This is a genomic window from Propionimicrobium sp. PCR01-08-3 (genome assembly GCF_030286045.1).
In the GTDB taxonomy this organism is placed as follows: domain Bacteria; phylum Actinomycetota; class Actinomycetes; order Propionibacteriales; family Propionibacteriaceae; genus Brooklawnia.
Genome location: NZ_CP127390.1, coordinates 1,383,443 through 1,400,006, shown reverse-complemented (window position 1 = coordinate 1,400,006; position 16,564 = coordinate 1,383,443). Strand labels below are relative to the sequence as shown.

The 16,564-nt window shown below is 61.6% G+C and carries 14 protein-coding genes and 1 pseudogene; 3 read left to right on the top strand and 12 right to left on the bottom strand.

Going from position 1 to position 16,564, the window contains the following annotated elements:
• Positions 1-156 precede the first annotated feature (156 nt).
• Positions 157-918: a 23S ribosomal RNA methyltransferase Erm gene (gene erm / locus QQ658_RS06420; RefSeq protein ID WP_286026823.1), complete on the top strand. Its 762-nt coding sequence runs from the start codon at positions 157-159 to the stop codon at positions 916-918.
• Between the two features lie 177 nt (positions 919-1,095).
• On the opposite strand, the gene QQ658_RS06415 is transcribed toward erm, so the two are convergent.
• The 4 genes from QQ658_RS06415 to QQ658_RS06400 all read right to left on the bottom strand — a co-directional run bounded on the left by QQ658_RS06415 (position 1,096) and on the right by QQ658_RS06400 (position 6,434).
• A complete protein-coding gene (locus QQ658_RS06415) occupies positions 1,096-2,835 on the bottom strand; it encodes a dipeptide ABC transporter ATP-binding protein (protein ID WP_286026822.1) in 1,740 nt (579 codons plus the stop codon).
• Positions 2,832-3,782 carry an ABC transporter permease gene (locus QQ658_RS06410; protein WP_286026821.1) on the bottom strand — a complete coding sequence of 317 codons (951 nt, stop codon included), beginning with the start codon at positions 3,780-3,782 and terminating at the stop codon, positions 2,832-2,834. Before QQ658_RS06410 ends, QQ658_RS06415 begins: the two co-directional genes overlap by 4 nt.
• The gene (locus QQ658_RS06405; RefSeq protein ID WP_286026820.1) at positions 3,772-4,701 is read right to left on the bottom strand and encodes an ABC transporter permease; all 930 of its coding nucleotides are present in this window, start codon (positions 4,699-4,701) and stop codon (positions 3,772-3,774) included. Before QQ658_RS06405 ends, QQ658_RS06410 begins: the two co-directional genes overlap by 11 nt.
• Before the next feature lie 122 nt (positions 4,702-4,823).
• The gene (locus QQ658_RS06400) at positions 4,824-6,434 is read right to left on the bottom strand and encodes a peptide ABC transporter substrate-binding protein (protein WP_286026819.1); all 1,611 of its coding nucleotides are present in this window, start codon (positions 6,432-6,434) and stop codon (positions 4,824-4,826) included.
• A gap of 347 nt (positions 6,435-6,781) precedes the next feature.
• Here QQ658_RS06400 and QQ658_RS06395 point away from each other — a divergent pair, with 347 nt between their 5' ends.
• Entirely contained in the window at positions 6,782-8,014 is a 1,233-nt protein-coding gene (locus QQ658_RS06395) for an aminotransferase class I/II-fold pyridoxal phosphate-dependent enzyme (RefSeq protein WP_286026818.1), read from the top strand.
• Positions 8,015-8,029: 15 nt separating this feature from the next.
• On the opposite strand, the gene QQ658_RS06390 is transcribed toward QQ658_RS06395, so the two are convergent.
• Both QQ658_RS06390 and QQ658_RS15400 read right to left on the bottom strand, forming a co-directional pair.
• Positions 8,030-8,248 (bottom strand): hypothetical protein, encoded by a 219-nt coding sequence (locus QQ658_RS06390; RefSeq protein ID WP_286026817.1) that lies wholly within the window; start codon positions 8,246-8,248, stop codon positions 8,030-8,032.
• A gap of 637 nt (positions 8,249-8,885) precedes the next feature.
• A pseudogene (locus QQ658_RS15400) lies at positions 8,886-9,497 on the bottom strand (FAD-binding oxidoreductase); the annotation flags it as partial.
• A 212-nt stretch (positions 9,498-9,709) separates the two neighbouring features.
• On the opposite strand from QQ658_RS15400, the gene QQ658_RS06385 reads away from it, so the two are divergent.
• Positions 9,710-10,333, top strand: coding sequence for a TetR/AcrR family transcriptional regulator (locus QQ658_RS06385; RefSeq protein WP_286026816.1), 624 nt, complete (start codon positions 9,710-9,712; stop codon positions 10,331-10,333).
• 123 nt (positions 10,334-10,456) lie between these two features.
• Here the strand turns inward: QQ658_RS06385 and QQ658_RS06380 are convergent, their stop codons facing one another.
• From QQ658_RS06380 to QQ658_RS06355, 6 genes are all read right to left on the bottom strand, one after another.
• A complete protein-coding gene (locus tag QQ658_RS06380; protein ID WP_286026815.1) occupies positions 10,457-11,122 on the bottom strand; it encodes a transaldolase family protein in 666 nt (221 codons plus the stop codon).
• 81 nt (positions 11,123-11,203) lie between these two features.
• Positions 11,204-11,815, bottom strand: coding sequence for a KpsF/GutQ family sugar-phosphate isomerase (locus QQ658_RS06375; RefSeq protein ID WP_286026814.1), 612 nt, complete (start codon positions 11,813-11,815; stop codon positions 11,204-11,206).
• Positions 11,808-12,890: an ABC transporter permease gene (locus tag QQ658_RS06370; RefSeq protein WP_286026813.1), complete on the bottom strand. Its 1,083-nt coding sequence runs from the start codon at positions 12,888-12,890 to the stop codon at positions 11,808-11,810. Before QQ658_RS06370 ends, QQ658_RS06375 begins: the two co-directional genes overlap by 8 nt.
• Before the next feature lie 2 nt (positions 12,891-12,892).
• Positions 12,893-13,930, bottom strand: a complete 1,038-nt coding sequence (locus QQ658_RS06365) for an ABC transporter permease (protein ID WP_286026812.1) — start codon at positions 13,928-13,930, stop codon at positions 12,893-12,895.
• The gene (locus tag QQ658_RS06360; RefSeq protein WP_286026811.1) at positions 13,927-15,420 is read right to left on the bottom strand and encodes a sugar ABC transporter ATP-binding protein; all 1,494 of its coding nucleotides are present in this window, start codon (positions 15,418-15,420) and stop codon (positions 13,927-13,929) included. Before QQ658_RS06360 ends, QQ658_RS06365 begins: the two co-directional genes overlap by 4 nt.
• A gap of 74 nt (positions 15,421-15,494) precedes the next feature.
• Positions 15,495-16,523 (bottom strand): substrate-binding domain-containing protein, encoded by a 1,029-nt coding sequence (locus QQ658_RS06355; protein ID WP_286026810.1) that lies wholly within the window; start codon positions 16,521-16,523, stop codon positions 15,495-15,497.
• Between the last annotated feature and the right edge of the window lie 41 nt (positions 16,524-16,564).

Genomic DNA, 16,564 nt, shown 5'->3' with positions numbered 1-16,564 from the left:
TCGCCGCGCCTGACGGCGCGCTCGGTCTGCACGTTTGAGTGCGTCGTCCGTCCGAGAGCCCATTGCGCCTCGGAACGGCGAATCTGCACACCTCATCTTCGTCTGTTGCATCGCCGATCTCGGGGCGCCCCATCTCAGCTTTCTTGGAGCGCACCCATGCCTCGATCCATTCACGGCGGCCGGCACGAACTCGGCCAGAATTTCCTTCATCACAAACCGACGATCAAGCAGATCATCGAACTCGTTGCCGCTGGCGACGAGTCGATACTCGAACTCGGGGCCGGAGACGGTTCCCTCACACGGGCGTTGGCTCAGCTCGGCCGTCCACTTACCGCCATCGACATCGACGAGCATCGAGTGCGGCGGCTACAGCGCGCGCTCCCACAGGTCACCGTGAGATGCGCGGACGCGCTGAGCTACCCGCTGCAGGAACCCGTCATCGTGGGAAACATCCCGTTTCATCTCACGACTCCCATCTTGCGGAGGCTGCTCAGTAGCGACCTCTGGCAGCAGGCGGTGCTGTTGACTCAGTGGGAAGTCGCACGCAAGCGTGCGGGTGTCGGCGGAGGCACCATGATGACCGCCCAGACCGCGCCCTGGTTCAGCTTCACGCTTTGCGGACGCGTGCCGGCCCGTTACTTCACTCCCAGTCCCAGTGTGGACGGCGGCATTCTGCAAGTCCGGCGCAGACCATCACCGCTGGTGTGCAGTAGTGAGCGATTGGCGTACGAGCACTTCGTCCGGTCCGTGTTCACCGGACGCGGCGGCACATTGCTGCGTATCGTCCAGAACGCCACGAGTTTGTCCCGTGGACGCGTATCGCACGCGCTGACCGCTTCGAATATTCGTCCGGGCAACCTGCCACGAGACTTGTCCGCCGATCAGTGGGCGTCGCTATGGGATCAGGTATCAAGATGAAGGTCGGGCGTCGTCGTCGGTGATCTGTCCGGGAGTGACCAGGCCGGATTCGTAGCTCAACATCACGAGTTGGGCGCGGTCTCGCGCGCCCAACTTGGCGAGCAGTCTGCTCACATAGGTGCGTGCGGTCGATCGGCGAACTCAGCCGGCACGTTCCCGGGCAACCGGTGCGATGGATCAGGAGCCGAAGACGAAATTCGCTCCGGGAATGGCTGCCAGCAACTCACGGGTGTAGGGCTGCTGGGAGTTGTCGAACACCTCATCGGTGTTTGCGGTCTCCACGACCCGGCCCTCTTGCATGACACAGACATTGTCGGCCACCAGCCGCACCACCGCCAGATCGTGGGTGATGAACAGGTAGGTCAGCCCGAGTTCGGTCTGCAGTTCGGTCAGCAGATTGAGGATCTGTCCCTGGACGAGAACGTCGAGAGCAGACACGGCCTCGTCCAACACCAGCACCTCGGGTTTGAGGGCGAGCGCGCGTGCGATGGCGACTCGCTGACGCTGGCCTCCCGAAAGCTCGCTCGGATACCGATCGCGGGTGCCGGACGGCAACGCCACCTGGTCGAGGAGTTCACGTACCCTGGCCTGGCGTTCGGCGGGCGTCCCGATTCCGTGCGCGGCGAGTGGCTCGGCAATCGTGTTGCCGACGCTGTACTGCGGATCAAGCGTGCCGTACGGATCCTGGAAGACCGGCTGAACCCGGCGGCGGAATTCCATCAGCTCGTGGCCGCCCAAGGCGCCACTGATGTCCTTGCCGTCGAACCGGATCGTGCCGCCGGAAAGCGGTTCGAGCTTCAAGAAGAGCTTGGCGAGAGTCGACTTGCCCGAGCCCGACTCCCCCACGATCGCCGAGGTGGTGCCGCGCTTCACCATGAGACTGACATCGTCGACCGCAACGAGTTCACGCCTCTCGAACAGCTTGCGGGTACGCAGCTTGAACACCTTGCGGGCGTCGATGATCTCGATGAAATTACCGGACGCCTCGGCGGCAGCCTCGTCGCGTTCAGCGGCGCGCTCCAGCAGCGCTTCGTCGGGTGCACCCTTATCGGAAACCTGGACGGTGTCGTCGTGCAGCACCGACTGAATACGCCGGGACGCCAAACTGGGGGCCGCCGCCACCAGCCGCTGGGTGTAGGGATGCTTGGGTGCGGCCAGGATCTCCTTGGACGAGCCGGACTCCACCACGCGTCCGCGATACATCACGACCAGATGCTCCGCACGCTCCGCGGCGAGCCCCAGATCGTGGGTGATGAACAGCACCGAGGTGCCGTATTCGTCGGTCAGAGTCTCGAGATGATCAAGAATCCGGCGCTGCACCGTGACATCCAGTGCCGAGGTCGGTTCGTCGGCGATCAACAACTTCGGACGCGCCGACAGGCCGATGCCGATCAACGCGCGCTGTCGCATACCGCCCGAGAACTCGTGTGGATACTGCTTGAGCCGGTTCTTCGCGTCCGGAAGCCCGGCCTCGGTGAGCACCTCGATCGCCCGTTCCCGCACCGCCCGTTCACCGTGCGCGACGTTGTTGGCCTTGATCGCCTCTTCGACCTGGAAGCCGATCGTCCACACCGGGTTGAGGTTCGACATCGGGTCTTGCGGCACGTAGCCGATTTGCGCGCCGCGCACCTCGGTCAGGTCCTTGGACGACAGCTTCGACAGGTCGGTGCCATCGAAGAGAATCGAGCCTTGCTTGATCCTGCCGGTTCCGGGCAGCAGATCGATGATCGCCTGCGCGGTGGTGGATTTGCCGGAGCCGGATTCGCCCACGATCGCGACCCACTGCTTCGGGTAGATCGTGAGGTCGGCACCGCGCACGGCAGGCACTTCACCGGACTTCGTCTGAAAGCTCACGTGCAGGTCACGGATGGCCAGCAGTGGCTCAGTGGTCGGCGATTGGGTTGGCGCTGCAGTCATCGGCGCGCACGCTCCTTCGGGTCAAGGGCGTCTCGGACGACATCGCCGAGCATCAGGAATGAGAGAACCGTCACCGACAGTGCACCGGCCGGATAGATCAGCGGCATGGGGTTGGTGGTCAGCGATGCGCGGGCCTGAGAAATATCGTTGCCCCATGACATGACCGTCGGCGGGAGTCCGACACCCAGGAACGACAAGGTCGCCTCCGCGACGATATAGGTTCCCAGCGAGACCGTGGCGACCGCGATCACCGGAGCGATGGCATTCGGCAGCACGTGACGCAGCAGGATCCGGAAACGTGACACACCGAGCGCCAGCGAAGCCATCACGTAGTCGGACTGTTTCGCACTGATCACCGCGCCGCGCATGATACGGGCGATCTGAGGCCACGCGAACAAGGCGATGACCAGGGCAACGAAGATCGGGTTACGTGCCGGGAAACTGGACATCAGGACGATCGCGCCGAGAATCGTGGGGATGGCGAAGAAGATATCGCCCAGGCGAGAGAGCACCGCGTCCAGCCAGCCACCGTAGTATCCGGCAAGCGCGCCGACGATGCCGCCGACAATCACAACCATGATCGTCGCGATCAGACCGACCTGAACGGAGGCCCGGGCGCCGAACACGACGCGGGCGAACACGTCGCAGCCCTGCCGGGTGTAGCCGAAGGGGTGGCCCGGCTCGGGCCGGCCGTCGCTGTTGGCGAGCAAACAGCCTTGACTCGGCGATTCGGAGGTGAAGATGCCGGGAAAGATCGCCACAACGATGATGAGCACGATCAGCACCGATGAAATCCAGAACATCGGACGCCGGCGCATCGATTCCCACGCGTCCCCCCAGGTGGTGCGTGGCTTTCCCTCGACATCGACGGCGTCGACGGCTCGAAGCGGAGTCTGATCGACCGGCGCGACAAAATGCTCCTGATGGAGCTGAGCATTACTTGGCATAACGGATCCTCGGGTCGAGCCAGGCATAGAGGATGTCGACCAACAGGTTGGCGAGCATGAAGATGACGACCATCACCGCGACGAATGACACGACCGTTGGACCGTCGCCGATGGTGACCGCCCGGTAGATGGTTCCGCCCACACCGTTGACGTTGAAGATTCCCTCGGTGACGATCGATCCCACCATCAAGGTTCCGAGATCGACACCGAGAAAGGTCACCACAGGCACCAGGGAGTTGCGCAGCACGTGCACCATGATCACGCGTCGGCGCGACAGGCCCTTGGCAGTGGCGGTCCGCACGAAGTCGGCGGAGAGGTTCTCGGACACGCTCGAGCGAGTAAGCCGCACGATGTATGCGAACGAGACACTCGCGAGCACGATTGCGGGCAGCACCAGTTCGCCCCAGGGAGCTCCCGGAGAGACGGTGGTTCGTGCCCAGCCGAGTTTGACACCGAAGATCAGTTGGAGCAGGAAGCCGATCACGAAGGTCGGCACCGAGATGAGCAGCAGGCTGACCACCAGCGCGGACGCGTCGAACCATTTGCCCTTGCGCAGACCGGCGACCAGGCCGACCAGAATACCGGCGATGGCCTCGAAGCTCAGGGCCATCAGTGCGAGACGCAAGGTGATGGGGAAGGCACGAGCCATCGTCTCAATGACCGGACGACCGGTGTACGAGGTTCCCCAGTCTCCCTGGACGAGACCAGATATGTAATAGAAGTACTGATTGATGAACGGTTCATCCAGGTGATACTGGGCACGGATCGCATCGATGGCGGCCTGCGAAGGCTGCCGATCACCGAAGAGCGCTGCGATGGGATCACCAGGAAGAGCGAAGACCATCAGATAGATGAGAAAGGTCGCCCCGAAAAATACCGGGATCAGCTGCAACAGCCGGCGGCCGATGTATCTGAGCATCGACGGCTCCTAGTCGAGAATGTAGTCAAAAGACATGACGGAACACTGATCACGCATCCCGGCATGGTGCCCGGGACATCAGCGTGTCCCGGGCACCATGGCAGATAGATGCCGCGACCAGATCAGGCCTTGGTGATCTGGTAGAAGAGCGGTACGGAGTCCCAGCCGATGGTGACATCGTTCACGGACTCGCTCCACACGGACACCGCGTTCTGGTACCAGAGCGGAATCGAGGCCATATCGGTCAGCAGGATCTCCTGAGCCTCGTGATACAGCTGAGTGGCCTCGTCGACCGAGGAGGCCGCCGCGGCGTCAGCCAGCTTCTGATCGAACTCGGGGCTCGAGTAGCCCTCGTAGTTCGACGTTCCGCCGGTCGAGTACAGCGGGGACAAGAAGTTGGCCTGCGACGGGTAGTCGCCCTGCCAGCCGGCCCGGGTGCCACCGGTGAGAACCTGGTTCTCGCGATCGTCGAGAGCCGCTGCGAAGGTCGGGTAGGGCTGGCCCTCGGCCGGGATGCCCAGGGTGTTCGAGATGCTGTTGGCGACAGCATCCACCCAGGCCTGATGGCCACCGTCAGAGTTGTAGGCGATGGTGATCGGGTTGCCGGAGAACGGCTTGATGGCGTCCGCCTGAGCCCACAGGTCCTTGGCACGATCCGGGTCGTAGGTCAGCAGGTCGGCGCCTTCGAGCTGATCGGTGTATCCGGCGATGACCGGGGATGTGAAGTCGGTTGCAGGCGTGCGAGTGCCCTGGAAGATGGTGTCGGTGATCTCGTCGCGGTTGACTGCCAACGACAGGGCCTGGCGGCGAAGCGCGCCTTCCTCGTCCTGGCCGAAGCCTTCGACGTAGAAGCCCATGTTGAAGGCCTGGAAGATAGCGGCCGGCTGGTTCACGTTACGGCCGTCGAACTCGGACGCGTAGGTTCCGAAAGCGGTATCCGGGATCTGGTCGAGCACATCCAGGTTTCCGCCCTGCACATCGGCATAGGCCGATTCCAAGGTGGTGTAGAAGCGAATGTCGACGCCGTCGTTCTGCGGGGCGCGTCCACCCTTGTAATCGGGGTTCTTCACCAAGGTGATGCCCTCGTCGTGCCGCCAGGCACCCTCGCCGTCGAGCATGTAGGGGCCATTGCCGATCGGGTTCTCGCCGTAGGCGTCGATGTCGTCGAAGGCAACCGAGGGGAACGGCATGTAGGCCTCGTAGCCGAGCCGCAGCGGGTAGTCCGATTCCGGCTGGGTGAGCTGAACGGTGAAAGTCAGATCGTCGACAACGGTGAGTCCGGTCGGCTCGGTGCTGCCGTCCTCGCTGACTCCCTCGACGTTGGTGAACCAGTAGGCGCCGGCCGGGTCGGTGGCGGCGTGGGTCCAGGTGTCGACGAAGGTCTGGGCGGTGATCGCTTCACCGTTGGTGAAGGTCCAGCCGTCGTTCAGCTTGATCGTCCACAACGTGGCGTCGTCGCTGTCGATGGATTCGGCGATCTCGTTCTGGACCGCACCATCGGCGTCGTAATACACCAGACCGGCATAGATCTGCTTGAGAATCCGGCCACCGCCGACCTCTGTGGTGTCGTAGGTGATCAGGGGCTTTTGCGGCTCGGTTCCATTGGTGCTGATGATGGCGCCATCGTTGCCGCCACCCGAACCGCCGTCGCCGCCCGACCCACAACCAACAAGGGCCAAGGAGGCGGCAGTCACCAGGGCAATGGCGCCCAGGCCCTTATGTCGTCTCTTCACAATTTCCTCGTTTCTCTTCGAGAATTAGAGCGGTGCACGGACCATGGTGGCCCGTCACAATGACTCGACAGTAGTCACAGCAGCTGCAAAGTTCACAATCAGATTGCAGGTCGTAACCTGTCAGCAACATTTCCTGCCTGAGCTCGCCAGTAGCCCGGACCTCCGAGAACATGTTCTGTTACACGCCGATGTGCATGCTCACATTCCACAGCCTCGGTAATTGATATCCCGATGCACCCGATATCACGAATGAGTATAGATCCGACCCGTAGCCGGGATCGAATTGAGGCTCGGTAAACTGAGCCTGAACCCACCGGGTACCCCGCTCTTGCTGGTCTAAGGAAATCATGCCCTCTTCATCGCCAATCATCGGCACCGCCCGTCCCGCGCTCGACGGCCCCTGGCAGCGGACCGCTCAATTTGCCGGATTGCTCGATTCCAACGGTCAGCTTGCCAGCACGATCTTCGCCGAGATGACCGACCTCGCCAGGCGAACCGGGGCCATCAATCTCGGCCAGGGCTTTCCCGATACCGACGGGCCTCGCGTGGTCTTGGACGCTGCCAAGGCCGCAATCGCCCAGGGCATCAACCAGTACTCTCCCGGACGTGGTGAGCCCGGCCTGCTGGCCGCGATTGCCGAGCATCAGCAGCGTTTCTACGGGCTGGAGTGGGACCCTGCGTCCGAAATCATCGTCACGGCCGGCGCCACCGAGGCGCTCGCGGCAACCGTGCTGGCACTCGTGAGACCCGGCGATGAAGTCATCACCTTCGAGCCCTTCTATGATGCCTATGCTGCAGCGATCGGCCTGGCCGGCGGTGAGCACGTCACGGTCGGGCTTGTGCCGCCGACCTTTCAGCCTGATCTCCATGAGCTGGACGAGGCATTCAGCGACAAGACCCGGATGGTCATCGTCAATGACCCGAACAATCCGACCGGTGCGGTTTTCACTTCCGAGGTATTGCAACGGATCGTCGATCTGGCGGTTCGGCACAATGCGATCATCGTGACCGACGAGGTCTACGAGCACCTTGTTTTCGACGCCGCGACTCATGTGCCGATCGCAACATTGCCCGGCGCCCGCGACAGGACGATCACCATTTCGTCGGCCGGCAAGACCTTCTCGGTGACCGGCTGGAAGATCGGTTGGGCCGTGGGCCCGGCCGAACTCATCCGTGCGGTGCTGACGGTCAAGCAGTATCTGACCTACGTGAACGGAGCCCCCTTTCAGCCGGCCGTGGCGGCGGGGCTGAGACTCGACGACGACTTCTATGCCGGCGTGGCCGCCGATCTACAGCGCAAGCGTGACATCCTGATGGATGGACTTCGGCGCGCGGGCCTGGAGCCCTTCTGCCCCAGCGGCACCTATTTCGTTCTGGTCGGTACCGCGTCTATCGGGTTCGCCGATGCCGCCGATCTGGCCCGTAAACTGCCGGAGCTTTGCGGAGTGGTAGCTGTTCCGGCGTCCGCGTTCGTCCGCCCCGAGCATGCGGAACGCTACCGCTCGCTGCTGCGTTTCGCCTTCTGCAAGCAGGAGGATGTGCTGCGAGAGGCAGCGTCCCGTCTCGCGACGTTGCGTTAGCAGCCGGTGAACCGGTCATGCATCGAGCGGATGGCTGAGTCTGATCACGCCATCCGGGTCCCAGACTGCGGCGACTTCGCGGAGCTTGCCGGTTGCGGCGCCATAGAGGGATTCTGCCGGTACTGCCCGCTCGGTGAAGTTCTTCACCACGGTCGTCGAAGCGAAGGGTGACAGCGCTTCGGCTATGGCGTCCGCGGCGGCGTGGACGACAGGTGCCGCCTGCGGAGCCGGCACGATCCCGACACAATGGACCAATCCCGCACCATCCACCTCGCAGACCCGCCCCGCCCGGCGTGCGTCCAGGAGCCAGCGCACCGCCGAGATGACGCAACTCGACCGACAGCAACGCATGAGAGGTATCCGCGAGGCTGGCAGCGATGAAGGCGTCGATCGTTTCCGGCGTGATGCTTGACAGCAAGACCGATCGTCCGAAGGCGGGCGCCGGATCTACCGGGTCGCCATGTACCGAGGCGAGTTCGGCTGGCTTCATCGCACGCATATTGTCCATCACCGGATGCAAGTCGCGTAGCGGTGCCAAGAGCCGATTGGTCTCTGCCGGCTCGGTCTGTAGGGCCGCCTCGATCGCGACGAATGCCTGCCCTCGCAAGGGCTCGGGAATATCGGGGAGCGGCGGAAGTCGGAGCACCCGCACCAAGGAGGTCACCGACTCGGGCAGATCGGCGATCCAGGCACGCCACGCCCCCACGATCTGTGTCGTCGCTGCGATCGGCCACATCAGCGCGCCGGCGTGCAGAGCCGGAAGCCGGTGCAGTTGCACCGTCAGTGATGTGACAACGATGGGCGCTACTCCCCCTCGCATTGCCCAGAAGGGGTCCGCATCGTGTGCGGCGTCGGCATAGACGACCTCGCCGTTGGCGTCGATACCCTCGATTCCGATCACGCTGTTGGCGGCCAGACCGTGGGAACGTGCGAGCCAGCCGAGGCCGCCGAGGGTCATTCCTGTCACGCCGACCGAAGGCGCCATGCCCAACACTGCCGCGAAGCCATGTTCTTGCGCGGCCGCCGCGAGTGCACCGGCGGTCGTCCCCGCACCGACGTGAGCGGTGCCGGATTCGGGATCGATGGTGATCGTGTTCAGCCGTGCAGTTCTAAGGAGAATCGCGCCCTGACAATTCAAGGTTTCGGCGCCGTGGCCCGTTGACTGTGGTGCGACGGCGAGTCCGAGACGCTGCGCTTCACGAATCGTCAGCACGATGTCGTAGGGGTCTGCGACATCTGCCACCGCCGCCGGACGCTGGTCAACCAGCAACTGCCATGGCGAGCGGGCAGAATCCCATTCGTCGTCGCCCGGCAGATACAGGTCTCCGTGGAGCTTGCCGCGTAGGGCTTGGAATTCCTCACCCGGCAGCACCGACGCTTGCGACGGCCGGCCCGATCGTTGGGGTGGGATTCGGGAGGCGTCGTCCGCCGATTCGGTACGAGTGCTCAAAGTGCGCTTGCTTGCTTTTTTGAATGGAAACATGACGTGTCCGTGTCCTTGTCGCCGAAGGGTTTGTGAGGCAGAGGGTTGTGAACCACAAGGGCATTCATCGTCCGCTGAGCTGCACTCGGACGAGGAAGCGGCACCGTCTGACCAACGCGGTGCAGATCCGAAATCACCAGGACAGCGGTCTCGTCCGCTGCTACAGTATTAACTGTCCTCATAAAGTATTCACTACCCTTAGGGGAAAGTAAATGCCTCGATACAGCTCGCCTTTGCGAGAGGCCCAGGCTGCCGAGACTCGCCGTCGGGTACTGACGGCGGCTGCGTCGAGCTTCGGTGAACTGGGTTATTCGAGAACGTCGCTCGCGGTGATCGCCGAGCGGGCTGGGGTCTCGACGGAGACTGTGAAACAGAGCGGACCGAAGTCGGCGCTGTTGCTGGCTGCTTTCGATCAAGCATTTGCCGGAGACGAGGGCGAGGGGCCCCTGCATCATCGCCAACTCGGCACCGAGGCCGCTCCCCTGCAGGGTGAGGAGTTTCTGGCTTTCCATCTGGGCTTCATCGCGTACGCGAATGCAGCCGTGGCCAAATTGTGGCCACGGCTACTGGAAGCCGCAGCGTCCGATCATGCGGTTGCCGATCGATACACCGCGCAACAGGAGAACAGGCACTACGACATGCTCCGCTCGATCGAGGCGTACCGCCAGAAGGGCATGTGCCACAGCTCTCGCTCGGACGGAGAACTCGCCGCAGAGTTCTCCTTCATCATCTCGCCGGAGGGATACATCCAACTGGTGACCGAGTCGGGGTGGGCCGAGGACGCCTATCTGGCGTGGCTGATTCGCGCCGTCCATAAGTTGATTCTCGAGGACTGACTATCAAACAAGTTCCGCAGGCGATATTGCAACAAGTCAGGTGTTCGAGGCAGGTAGTTATCTGATTCTCATTGCGATATCGCTGGATGAATGCACAATTCACAGTTCTTGTGCATTCATCTGCTAAATAAGTCCGCGCATGTCCTCTTCGAAGGCCTCGACTGCCGAATCCACCAGATCATCTCGCAGGAGGTCGTCCAATACTTCCGGCGCCGCCGTGAATGCGCGGACTCCGACACCCACCAGGTCGGAGACATCTTTTCCGGATTTGAGCGAGGCCGCCAGCACCAAGGTATCCGTGCCGTCTTGCGGTATTGCCGCGGTCATCTTACCGAACTCGGCGAGCGCATCACGCCCAGCGAGCTTCATCCGATTGAAGTACGGGGCTATGTACTTCGCTCCCAAAACGGACGCGATGAAGATCTGTTGATGGGTGTAACCCGCCGTGAGCAATACGGTGACCCCTTGCTTCCGCAGTCGGGAGGTGACCGCGGCTCCCCGCCAGGTTCCGGGTACCTTGATGACCGCGTCCGGAGCGAACTCGCGCAGCCGCATCGCGTTCGAATACCACTCGTCTTCGGAACCTCCCCAGGTCTGGAAACAGACTTCCTCGGCACCGGCACCTAGTGCCCATCGATAGATCTCGGGGACGTCCGATAGGCGTGCGCCTGCCCTCTTGAGGATGGTGGGATTGGTCGTGAGCCCGCTGGCGATTCCCGATTGCAGCCAGGGTTCGGCCAGTTCACGACTCGCCGAGTCGACAAAGAAGGTCATGGGATAACTGGTCATGTGCTCGTTCTCCTGGTCGTGACATTTCTTCGAGGATTACTGCGCCGATCGGAGGCTATCTCCGGTCGGCGCATGGACCAGTCATCCTTGGACGATGTCGTCCAGACTCTTCAACCCCACCGCGCCACCTGGATGACTGTGAAGGACTTTGTCCCAGCTATAGCCGCTCAGTCTCATCAACGTCATACACAGGGCGTCGCCCCATGCCTCGTGAGCCAGAGTGCTCCCCATGGCGACGACTCCGCCGAGATCGGCGTTGGGGCTGACGACAACAACCGAATGATCAGCGACATGCGCCAGCGAGCTATCCGGAGAGGACGTCAGGGCTGCCGTCGATGCACCGCGATCTTTTGACCTCGTGAGCATCTCGTTCAGTTCAGTGGATTCTCCGCCCTTGGAAATCGCTATCACCAAGTCGTCCTCGGTGACCACGCCAAGACTGCCGTGCAGCCCGTCAACGGGCGACAGATAGAAGGCGGGGGTGCCGGTGACGCTCAGTAGGTGCGCAAAACGATGCGCGACCGTCCCGGATGTGCCAACGCCGGTGACGATGACTTTGCCCTTCACGGCCAAGACCTCTTTCGCGAAGTCCACGAACTCGGGACCGATTTGGTCGACGACGACTTCGACCGCCTCGGCCTCGCGATGCACGAAATCCCGCGCCGTATCGATCATTTCCTGCGACTCATACATTGATGGCCGCCTCCTTTCTATCTGCCGCCGAGAGGCGTGCCTTGGTACGGATGGCGCGCTGGGCGTGGCGCCTACGCTCAAATGCGACCACGGTTGCGCCCGCAAGAATCAAGCCCTGAATGATCTGGTAGATGTAGGGGCTCGCTCCATTGATGTTCAAACCGGACGAAATCATCTGGAGCACGAGCGCAGCGATCGCCGCACCCCCGATGGCGCGCTTGCCGCCGAACGGATTGACGCCACCCAGCACGGCAATGGTGATTGCCAGCATCAGGTACGAGTCCCCATAGGAAGCGGAAGCAGCACCGGTCCGGGAGACCATCACGATGCCGGCGATAGCCGCCAGAATTCCGGTCATCAGGTACGTGCGAATGGTGAGATTCGGGATTCTGAAGCCACTGAAAAGAGAGGCGTTCGGATTGGAGCCCATCATCGTGATTTTCACCCCGAATGTGGTGCGGCTCATGATGAACGCGACCATGATCGTCACCAGCACGAAAAGCCAAAACACCAGCGGAATACCCAGAAGATTCTCGGTACCGAGACTCAGCAGGATATTCGTGGATCCATACATAGCCTGTCCCTTGGTCGCCATGATGGCAATGCCGGAATACACCTGCATGGTGGCCAAGGTCGTCAGGATCGGCGTTATTTTGAATGTCGCCACCATGAACCCGTTGAATGCACCGCAAACTGCTCCGATCAGCAGCGCACCGCCGACAGCGATCAGCGTGGTGAGAAAATCCGTCCATCCGACCGTAGCTCCGTAGGTGGATATCACCGCCACGAAGAGCGAGGCCAGATTCGCCACAGCAACGATGGATAGATCGATGCCTGCGGTCGTCATGGCCACTGATATCGCCAGCGCGAGGATCGCGATTTCGGGCACGCTGAATGCAATCGATTGGACGTTCAAGATCGAGCCGTACACCGACGGGTTGATCACCAGGAAGATGATCGCAACCAACACCCCCATACCCGTCAGACCGACGGTGTAACCGGACTGTCCGGCCAAGTTGAAGGCACGCTTGCGCTGCGCGGTCTTGGAGGTTTGTTTCTGTTCGATATCAGACATGTTCAGACCTCGGCTTCTTCAAGGATCTTGCCGGTGCGGGTGCGCATGGCCATCGTCCGAGCCTGAACGGCGACGCAGAGAAGAATGACCGCGCCGATCACTAGGGTGTGCCAATAGCTTGAAATACCCATGCGGATGAGGCTGTTTTGCAGCACCGAGACCAAGATGACGCCCAGGATGGTGCCCTTGACCGATCCCCGGCCACCGGTATCGGGAGTTCCGCCGATGACCACGGCGGCAATCACATTGAGTTCGGTTCCCACCAGCTCGAACGGCGACGCGTGCTGAGAAAGGACGACGTGGGTCAGCCCCGCCATTCCGGCGAGGGTCCCGGCCACCAGATAGATGCACACCTGGACCTGAGGCACACGAATACCGATGCGCCTAGCCGACTCTTTGTCCCCGCCGATGGCATAGATCGAGCGGCCGAACATCGTGTGATTCATGACGTACCACAACGCAACCGAGGCCAGCAGAATCGGGACGATCAGAATGTTGACCGGCGCGCCACCCATATGAAACAGCGAGGTCGTTCCCACCGAGCCGAGCTTTGCGGGCAAGGTGGAGATGTAGGCGCTACCGACGAAGGCGATGAGCGCGCCTCTGATGATGACCTGGGTCGCGAGGGAGGCGATCAGCGTTTCCATCCGGTATCGGGCGACCAGCACGGCGTTCAGGCTTCCGAGTATCAGACCCATGAGCGCTGCGACGAGAAATGGCCACACTCTGCCGTCGAGACCGAGAGCCTGCAACAACACGACGGTCGCATATCCGGCAAATATCGCGATGGCCGGGAATGACACGTCCATGCCGCCAGAAGTGATGACCATCGACAGCCCCAATGCGAGCGCCAAGGTCACCATTCCAGAACGGAGGATATCGGCGGCAAACCTCAGCGATATCGAACCCGGCGCGCTGAACTGCAAGATCAGCAGCAGGACGAGAATGATGAGAAGGAGCAGTCCTTCGTTGTTTTCACCCCGGATGACCGACCAAACCCGCGCGGGCCATGATTGTTGTTCATTGACGTCCGTATTCACGCGTAGATCCTTTCTCGGACGTATTCTTCGCTGATCGCCTCTTGAGCGATCTCGTCCACCAGGCGTCCTCGTTTCACGATCAATACGCGGTGACATACGGACACGAGTTCTGGCAGATCGTCGGAAATGACCAGGATGCCGACTCCGGCCGAAGCCGAATCACGGAGCAGTTGGAGAATCGCGGCCTTCGAACCGGCATCCACTCCGACGGTCGGACCGTTCAGAATCAATACCTTGGGGTCAGTGAACATCCATTTGCCCAGCACGACGCGCTGCTGATTTCCACCGGAAAGCGACGAAACGGGGTTGGCGGGGTCATCGGTCTTGATGGCGAAGCGGTCCACCAGGTCGGTCGTCGCTGTCTTCATCGCTGTCGGCTTGAGTACACCTGCGAATCCTGCGGTCTTCTCCAGCGCTGCGGATACCAGATTCACTCCGATGCTCTGATCGAGCACGATTCCTTCGGTGAGGCGATCCTCGGGAACGTAGGCGATACCGGCGCCGATTGCGTCGCGAACCGAGCGCACGACGGTCCGGGTGCCGTCCACTTCGATCTGTCCGGAATCGGACGGCAGTATTCCGAATATCGACTCGGCGATCTCCGATCTGCCCGACCCGAGGAGTCCGGTGAGCCCTACGATCTCGCCTTTGCGGACGTCGAAGCTGACGTCCGCGAACAGATCTTGGACTCCCAGTCCCGTTACCCGCAACGCGGGTATCTCTCCCGCGGCAGGGTTGAGATCGGAGACTATGCGATCCTCATTGGGCAAGTAGCCCAAGAGTGCCTCGATCAGCGAGTTCGGAGTGAAAGTGCCCGTCGGCCCTTCGACAACCATCTTGCCGTTCCGCAACACTTCGATGCGGTCGGACACCATGAAGACCTCTTCAGTCTTATGAGAGACGAAGACGATGGCGACGCCGCGTTTGCGAAGCCCGTTGACGATGCGCACCAGTGACTGGATCTCGGTCCAGGTCAAAGCGGTGGTGGGCTCGTCCATGAACAGGACTTTGACGTCCAGAGCCAGTGCGCGGCAGATTGCCACCAGTTGGCGGTCCGCGACCGAGACATCACCGACTCGTGCGTCCAAGTCGAGCTTCACTCCGAGTTGGTCGGCGATGGAGCGCGCCAGGGCGAGGGCCTCCTTCTGGGTGACCGTACGCGACCGGTTGGCAACTCGCGACGATATGGCGATATTCTCCGCAACCGTGAGATTGGGGAATAGCGACATATCTTGAAAGATCACTTGGATGCCGGCCTTGACGGCATCGATGGCAGAGCCGGGTGGTAACGGCTGCCCATTGACCCGAATGGTTCCGGTGTCGGCGCGTTCCACGCCGGAGATGATCTTGATGATTGTGGATTTTCCAGATCCATTGGCGCCCGCCAGACAAAGAACTTCTCCGGGAGAAACTTTGAGATCCACATCCACTAAGGCCTTTACGCCACCGAATGACTTGTTGATGCCTTCGGCTTCCAGAGCGTATTCCATATCTAACTTCCCTTGCACAAGGGACCGCCACCATCTCGTGACGGCCCCTCGTCACTTGTGTGTTGGATTTGGTTTTAGAACGGGTAATCGTCCAGGTTGTCCGGGGTAATCGCGATCCAGGCATTGCCGTAGAAGTTGTGTTCTTGGTCCGGATCCTTCGTCATGGCCTCATATCCGGGAACATTCAGATTCATGCCGTCTTCGAGCGTGCCGCCATCGGCGAGAATCTGCACCGCTTCGAGCATCGCCTGGCCGGCCAGACCCGGATCCCATCCCGTGATGACATCGACGGCGCCGGTCTTCAGGAGCTCGCCGGCGGTCGAAGGAGTGGAGGTCCCGATCACGCAGGTCGAGTCTTCGAGGCCGGCTTCGGCGACGGCGCGCCCGATACCGGCGATATCAGTCGAAGCCGAGCCGAGGAAGCCTTTGATATCCGGGTAGGTGGAGAGAAGCTCCTTGGCGCGCTGATATGCGGTGTCCTCGTTTTCGTCGGACGAGATCGGGTCGGCGACGCGTGTGATGTCCGGGTAATTGGCTTCGGCTTCTTCGAGAGCGCCGACCGCCCAGGCATTGTGGGACGCAACGGTCAGCGAACCGACGATATGAGCGTATTGGCCCTCGCCGCCCATGCAGTCGGCCAGCTTGTCCATCTGAAAGGCGCCATAGGCGTTATTGTCGAAGGCCTCGATATTGGCGGAGGCATTCTTGATGTCCGGAGCTTCGTGGGTGACGACGATGATGCCGGCATCCTGAGCGCGCTTGAGGACGGCCTCCACTGATTGCGGTGAATTGGGGACCACGGTGAGTGCCAGTGGCTTTTGCGGAATGGCGTCGTTGATGATCGCGATTTGTTTCTCTTCGGACGCGTCGTCTCCGGCACGCTGCACCACGGTCCAGCCGGGGTTTTGCTGAGCCCATTCCTGATCCAATACGTCCATGCGGTTGAACCAGTCGCCGCCGGACAGTTTGACGATATTGATAACGGTCTGGGAGTCATTGCCTCCCGAGCCGTTCGCGGTCGTGCCGCCGCCAGAGCACCCAGTGAATGCCAGCGTGGCCGCGACCGCAACCGCTGCGGCGGCGGTCGAACGAGTCTTCCTCATGGTTTTCCTTTCGATAATGTGTCGGATCTTGCTATTTATGG